A 6,613-nucleotide genomic window follows, 5' to 3' on the forward strand; every position below is an offset into this window, starting at 1 on the left:
CGTGCCCCGCGCTCGCCCCTCAGCGGGATCAGTTGTGGATGTTGTTGTTGGCGTTGCTGTCGATGACGTTGCAGCCGTCCAGGCTGACCAGGGCGAACTGGAGGACGTCGGCGCAGATCGGGACGGTGATGTTCTGGATGTCGGCGTTGTTGTCCGCGGCGGCGGTGCCGGTCAGGGAGCCGAGGGCGAGGCCGGTGGCGAGAACGAGGCCGGCGGCGGTGGAGAAACGCTTCATGGTGTTGGTCCTTGTCGGTTCGCGATGTGATCGTTGGTTCGGTGGAGACCGGTCGGCCTCCGGGATGCGTGCCCGTGGTTAGCGGTGGACGCTGATGTTGCCGTTGGCGTCCTTGTCGACGACGTTGCAGCCGTCGGCGGTCAGGCCCGCGACCTGGATGACGTCCAGGCAGACCGGGATGGTGATGTTCTGGACGTTGGCGTTGTTGTCCGCGGCGGCGGTGCCGGTCAGGGCACCGAGGGCGAGGCCGGTGGCGAGGACGAGCCCGGAGGCCCTGGCGATACGCGTCATGGAGGTCACCTTTCGGAAGGTCCAAAATCGGGTGGCTGTAGCCGCCGGAAATAACTTAGCGTAGTCGAGCGCGTGCTCGGAGTGCTTTCGGGGAAGAATTCAGAGGTTCCTCGGGATTTCTCTGGCCCCGCGCGCGACATGACGGACATGTCACGCCAACACGGCGGCATCCTGTGACCGAACTGAGAACACGGCGTGCGTGGCCCTTCGGCGAGTCCTTCGAGGTCCGACGCGGAAGGCGCGCACGAAAAAGGGCCCGCGCGGCGCGCGAGCCCTTCGGATCGGTGGAGCTGCTACCAGCCCTGCTGCTGCCCGTACCCCGGGTACTGCTGTCCGTACCCCGGCTGCTGCCCGTAGCCGGGCTGCTGCTGGCCATAGCCCGGGTACTGCTGCGGGTCGTACCCCGGGTACTGGTGCTGGTCGTAGCCGGGCTGCTGCCCGTACCCCGGCTGCTGCTGGGCGTAGCCCGCGTACGGGTCGTACGCCTGCTGGGTCCCCGTGTGGGGGTACGCCTGCTGCTGGCCGGAGTGGTCCGGCTGCGGAGCGGGCTGCTGCTGGGCCTCGGCCTGGGCGGCGCCCTGGGCCGCCGACGCGTCCGGCCGGAAGATGAACAGGCGCGAGGCCGTCTCCTCGGACTCGCTCGGCGCGGTCATCTCCAGGCGCCACCCCGCCTCCTCGATCCCCTCAAGGATGCGGGTCAGGCCGGGGCGCAGCTTGCTGTCCTTCTCGTCGTAGGCGTTGACGTCGAGCTGGATGATGAACATCCGGCGCTTCTGCTGCGCGGCGACCTTCGCGTGCTCGACGACCGTGCTGTCCCTCACGACCTGTGTGACGCTCATGAATAACCGTACCCATCTGCTCTGATCGGAGCTGCTTCACCCGCCGGGGGCCTCCCGGTCATCCGCGTCCAGCATGGCGGAACTCCGCCGGGCTCCGGATCCATGATGCCTCCTGTGCGTGCATCTGGCCACAGAACGCCCGAACCGTCCCCCCGAGGCGTGCTCCGCGGAACACGCCTAGGACGCGGCGCCACGGACCGCGTCCGCGACGGGTGTGTGACCGTTCACCAGGTTGAGAGTCCTGCCGACCGTCCCCGGTTCCTCCAACAGGGCGAGGACCACCGCGGCCACGTCGTCACGGGTCACCTCGGCGCGCCCGACGTCCGGGCCGAGCGCCACGAGCCCCGACCCGGGTCCGTCGGTCAGCCGCCCCGGCCGCAGGATCGTCCAGTCGAGCTCCAGGTGGCGCTCCCGCAGGTCGGCGTCGGCGGCGCGCTTGGCCTCGACGTAGGCGGCCCACACCTCGTCGGTGCCCTCGGGGACGGGTTCGTCCACCCCGATGGCCGAGATCTGGACCAGTCGGCGCACACCGGCCAACGAGGCCGCGTCAGCGGTCAGGACGGCGGCCGCGCGGTCCACGGTGTCCTTGCGGGGCGCGCCGCTGCCGGGACCGGCGCCGGCGGCGAAGACCACGCCGTCGGAGTTCATGATCTTCTCGGTCAGCTCGGTGACGGTGGCCTTCTCCAGGTCCACCACCACCGGCTCCGCCCCGGCGTCACGGACGTCCTGGGCGTGGTCGGGGTTGCGGATGAGGGCGACGGGCTCGTCGCCGCGGTCGGCCAGCAGCCTGGCCAGACGCAGCGCGATCTTCCCGTGCCCTCCGGCGATGACGATACGCATGCCCGAAGCGTATTGCCTCGGGTACCGGCGACGGCCGGGGCGGGGCGGAACCGGGCACCGGGACGGCCCGCGGCCCCGGCCGGGGAGGGCACGGGCCCACGGCCCGCGCCCTCCCCGAGGGCCGTCCGACTACTCGACCGTCCAGGTGTCCCCGCTGGCCAGCAGCGACGCCAGGTCGCCCTCGCCCCGTGCGGCGCGCGCGTCGGCGACCTGCTCGTTCAGCAGCTCGTCGTAGGTGGGGCGCCGCACGTCGCGGAACACCCCGATCGGCACGTGCTCGAACGCGGGCTGGTCCAGCCGGGACAGCGCGAACGCGTACCCCGGGTCCTCGCGGTGCGCGTCGTGCCGGATCAGCCGCTCCTCACCGACGGAGCCGACGTCCACGACCTCCAGCCCGCCGAACTCCCCGGCGACCACGCCCCGGTCCGCCCCCAGCCGGAGCGGTTCGCCGTGCTCCATGCGCAGCAGACGGGTGTCCCGCGAGGACGGGTCCTTGAGCGGCTCGAACGCGTCGTCGTTGAAGATCGGGCAGTTCTGGTAGATCTCCACGAAGGACGCGCCCGGGTGGTCCGCCGCCGCCCGCAGCACCGACGTCAGGTGCTTGCGGTCGGAGTCGACCGTGCGCGCCACGAACCCGGCCTCCGCGCCCAGGGCCAGCGACACCGGGTTGAACGGGTGGTCGAGCGATCCGACCGGCGAGGACTTGGTGACCTTGCCCGGCTCGGAGGTCGGGGAGTACTGGCCCTTGGTCAGCCCGTAGATCCGGTTGTTGAACAGCAGGACGTTGATGTTGACGTTGCGCCGCAGCGCGTGGATGAGGTGGTTGCCGCCGATCGACAGACCGTCCCCGTCACCGGTCACCACCCACACCGACAGGTCCGGCCGACTGCTCGCCAACCCGGTGGCGATGGCCGGCGCACGCCCGTGGATCGAGTGCATGCCGTAGGTGCTGAGGTAGTAGGGGAACCGGGAGGAGCAGCCGATCCCCGACACGATCACGATGTTCTCCCGTGGGACACCCAGCTCCGGTAGGAAGGACTGGAAGGCCGCGAGGATCGCGTAGTCGCCGCAGCCCGGGCACCAGCGCACCTCCTGACCGGACTTGAAGTCCTTCGCCTTGTAGGCGGCGTCGGTCTTCGGGACCAGGCTCAGCCCGGACGGGCCCGCGCCGTTGCCGTTCACCGCTGCGCCGTTCTCACTCACCACGGTCGATGACCTCCTGAAGCACGCCCGCCAGCTCCTCGGCCCCGAACGGCAGACCGCGGACCTTGTTGTAACCGATGACGTCGACCAGATACCTGCCGCGCAGCAGCAGGGCCAGCTGGCCGAGGTTGATCTCCGGGACCACCACCCGGTCGTAGCGGCGCAGGACCTCGCCGAGGTTGGCCGGGAACGGGTTCAGGTGGCGCAGATGGGCCTGGGCGATCCGTCCGCCCGCGCGCCTGACCCTGCGCACCGCCGCCGTGATCGACCCGTAGGTGCCGCCCCAGCCCAGGACCAGGACGTCGGCGTCGCCGGTCGGGTCGGACACGTCCACCGGGGGGATGTCGCGCGCGATGGCGTCGATCTTGCCCTGCCGGGTGCGGACCATGAGGTCGTGGTTGGCGGGCGTGTAGGAGATGTCGCCCGTCTCGGCGTGCTTCTCGATACCGCCGATCCGGTGCTCCAGCCCCGCCGTGCCGGGCACCGCCCACGGTCGGGCCAGCGTCTCCCCGTCCCGCAGATACGGCAGGAAGGAGTCGTCGGGGCCGTTGGGGCCGGTGGCGAAACCGGGGTCGATCACGGGCAGCGCGTCGACCTCCGGAAGCCGCCAGGGCTCAGAACCGTTGGCCAGGTACCCGTCCGAGAGCATCACCACCGGCGTGCGGTAGGTGACCGCCAGACGGACGGCCTCGACCGCCGCGTCGAAGCAGTCCGCGGGTGAGGACGGCGCCACCACCGGGAGCGGGGACTCGCCGTTGCGGCCGTACAGGGCCATGAGCAGGTCGGTCTGCTCGGTCTTGGTCGGCATGCCCGTACTCGGTCCCGCGCGCTGCACGTCGACCACCACGAGCGGGAGTTCGGTCATCACGGCCAGGCCGACCGTCTCCTGCTTGAGCACCATGCCCGGGCCCGAGGTGGTCGTCACGCCCAGCGCGCCGCCGAACGCCGCGCCCAGCGCCGCGCCGACCCCGGCGATCTCGTCCTCGGCCTGGAACGTGCGCACGCCGAACCGCTTGTGCCGGGACAGCTCATGGAGGATGTCCGAGGCGGGGGTGATCGGGTAGGACCCCAGGAAGAGCGGGAGCCCGGACCGCTGGGACCCGGCGATCAGCCCGTAGGCGGTCGCGAGGTTGCCGGTGATGTTCCGGTAGGTGCCCGAGGGCAGCCGCGCCGGTTTGACCTCGTAGGAGACCGCGAAGTCCTCGGTGGTCTCCCCGAAGTTCCACCCGGCCTGGAAGGCGGTCAGGTTGGCGGCCAGGATGTCGGGCTTGGTGGCGAACTTCGACTTGAGGAAGGACGTCGTGCCCTCGGTCGGCCGGTTGTACATCCAGGACAGGAGGCCGAGCGCGAACATGTTCTTCGCCCGCTGCGCGTCCTTCTTCGAGATGTCGATCTCCGCCAGCGCCTCCACGGTCATGGAGGTCAGCGGTACCGCGCTGACCTTGAACCCGTCGAGTGTGCCGTCGGTGAGGGGGTCGACGTCATAGCCGACCTTGGCCAGGCTGCGTCGGGTGAACTCGTCGGTGTTGACGATGACCGTCGCACCCCGCGGCAGGTCGCCGAGGTTGGCTTTGAGCGCGGCGGGGTTCATCGCCACCAGCACGTCCGGGGCATCGCCCGGGGTCATGATGTCGTGGTCGGCGAAGTGCAACTGGAAGCTGGACACACCGGGCAGGGTCCCGGCGGGGGCGCGGATCTCCGCGGGGAAGTTCGGCAGTGTCGACAGGTCGTTGCCGAACGACGCGGTCTCCTGGGTGAAACGGTCGCCGGTCAACTGCATTCCGTCGCCGGAGTCACCGGCGAAGCGGATGATGACGCGGTCGAGCTGTTCGATCTGTTTGGCCACTGAGATCGACGACCTCCTCGGTGAGCCGCCTGTCGTGTCGGGCGGCGGCGCTCGGTTGTCAGCCCCGGACGAGTCGTGTCGCCTCTGGCGGAACGGCCGGTCCGTGGGCGTGGGGACAGCGGGTGCGGCCCTCGCGGGGACCGGGCGCGCCAACCCGGCCTCGCGTGTCGCGGCGTCGCCGCGGCGGTCGGGTCGTGAAGGGGCCAGCCATCGACGACACGGCCGCTCTCCCACCGGGCCGGGCGGGACCCGGACCGATGTCTGCGGTGCGTGTTCCGCGGACTCCCACCCGGCTCGCGGCGGGCGGAAGTCACCGAACACGCCCTGGTGATAAGGGCCACGTTCGCACTATAGGTCTTCGGCCGCAGTCGGTTCTCTCCTGGGTGGCGATTGTCACAGCGGGTGGGCGGTGGCGGGGTCCGGGGATGTGACGGACAGCTGGTCACATGGGGAACGCAAGACGCCGACCCGCACGTTTGTCACCATGTACGCATCCAAAGCGGGCGCGGATTCGGTTCGGAGGAGGTGGCGGCGTGCACGTCAACGCGGTCCGCGCGGTCGGTCTGTTCGTCGGCGCCGGAGTCCTCCTCGTGGCCGCCGGCTGGCTGTTCGGGGCCACCGCGGGAGCCCAGTTCTGCCTGGCGCTGGTCGTGTGCGCCGGGGTGCTGGTCCACCTGTTCGGGGAGACCCTGGCGCTGCGCGCGATGCGGGCCCACCCGGTGAGCGAGATCGAGCAGCCGGACCTGTACCGGATCGTCCGCGAACTGGCCACGGCCGCCCGGCAGCCGATGCCCCGGCTCTACCTGTCGCAGGTGCGCACCCCCAACGCCTTCGCCACGGGGCGGAGCCCGAGACGAGCGGCCGTGTGCTGCACCACGGGGCTGCTGCGCACCCTCGACGAGCGTGAACTCCGCGCCGTGCTGGCGCACGAGCTGGCGCACATCCGGGCCCACGACACGGTCATCAGCTCCGTGGTGGTCACCCTGGCCGGGCTCATCACCGCGTTGACGATGGTCACCTTCCTGCTGCCCCTGGGCGACTCGGAGGAGACCGATATGCCCAACCTCCTGGGCGGTCTGCTGCTGGCGCTGCTGGCGCCGCTGGCCGCGGTGGTGGTCCACTGCGGGGCGGGGCGCCGACGGGAGTTCCGGGCCGACGAGGAGGCCGCACGGCTGACCGGTGACCCGGAGGCGCTGTCGAGCGCGCTGCGCAAGCTGGAGGCGGGCGCCCGCGCCTACCCGCTGCCACGGGAACGCCCCCTGATGGCCTCGGCGCATCTGATGACCACCAACCCCTTCCCCTGCGGGATCGGTCGGCTGTTCTCCGCGCACCCGCCGGTGGCCGAGCGCGTGCGGCGGG

Annotated in this window: 7 protein-coding genes; 1 reads left to right on the forward strand and 6 read right to left on the reverse strand. The window is 70.9% G+C overall.

Features of this window, described 5'->3' with window-relative positions:
* Positions 1–28: 28 nt before the first annotated feature.
* From D471_RS0110040 to D471_RS0110065, 6 genes are all read right to left on the reverse strand, one after another.
* Positions 29–235 (reverse strand): hypothetical protein, encoded by a 207-nt coding sequence (locus D471_RS0110040; RefSeq protein WP_017598499.1) that lies wholly within the window; start codon positions 233–235, stop codon positions 29–31.
* A gap of 78 nt (positions 236–313) precedes the next feature.
* Entirely contained in the window at positions 314–526 is a 213-nt protein-coding gene (locus D471_RS0110045) for a hypothetical protein (RefSeq protein WP_017598500.1), read from the reverse strand.
* A 293-nt stretch (positions 527–819) separates the two neighbouring features.
* Positions 820–1,365, reverse strand: a complete 546-nt coding sequence (locus D471_RS0110050; protein WP_017598501.1) for a hypothetical protein — start codon at positions 1,363–1,365, stop codon at positions 820–822.
* Between the two features lie 177 nt (positions 1,366–1,542).
* The gene (locus D471_RS0110055) at positions 1,543–2,205 is read right to left on the reverse strand and encodes an NAD(P)-binding oxidoreductase (RefSeq protein WP_017598502.1); all 663 of its coding nucleotides are present in this window, start codon (positions 2,203–2,205) and stop codon (positions 1,543–1,545) included.
* A gap of 129 nt (positions 2,206–2,334) precedes the next feature.
* The gene (locus tag D471_RS0110060) at positions 2,335–3,411 is read right to left on the reverse strand and encodes a 2-oxoacid:ferredoxin oxidoreductase subunit beta (RefSeq protein WP_017598503.1); all 1,077 of its coding nucleotides are present in this window, start codon (positions 3,409–3,411) and stop codon (positions 2,335–2,337) included.
* Positions 3,401–5,254: a 2-oxoacid:acceptor oxidoreductase subunit alpha gene (locus D471_RS0110065; RefSeq protein ID WP_017598504.1), complete on the reverse strand. Its 1,854-nt coding sequence runs from the start codon at positions 5,252–5,254 to the stop codon at positions 3,401–3,403. The genes D471_RS0110060 and D471_RS0110065 overlap by 11 nt, the downstream gene beginning before the upstream one ends.
* 533 nt (positions 5,255–5,787) lie before the next feature.
* Between D471_RS0110065 and D471_RS0110070 the strand changes: the two genes are divergently transcribed.
* Positions 5,788–6,613: M48 family metalloprotease (locus D471_RS0110070; protein WP_017598505.1), on the forward strand; the 826-nt coding region annotated here is incomplete at its 3' end.

Origin of the sequence: Nocardiopsis lucentensis DSM 44048, assembly GCF_000341125.1 — a bacterium.
In the GTDB taxonomy this organism is placed as follows: Bacteria; Actinomycetota; Actinomycetes; order Streptosporangiales; family Streptosporangiaceae; genus Nocardiopsis; species Nocardiopsis lucentensis.

Coding starts and splice junctions, on each gene's coding strand:
- D471_RS0110040 (WP_017598499.1), bottom strand. CDS start 235: ATGAAGCGTTTCTCCACCGCCGCCGGCCTCGTTCTCGCCACCGGCCTC.
- D471_RS0110045 (WP_017598500.1), bottom strand. CDS start 526: ATGACGCGTATCGCCAGGGCCTCCGGGCTCGTCCTCGCCACCGGCCTC.
- D471_RS0110050 (WP_017598501.1), bottom strand. CDS start 1,365: ATGAGCGTCACACAGGTCGTGAGGGACAGCACGGTCGTCGAGCACGCG.
- D471_RS0110055 (WP_017598502.1), bottom strand. CDS start 2,205: ATGCGTATCGTCATCGCCGGAGGGCACGGGAAGATCGCGCTGCGTCTG.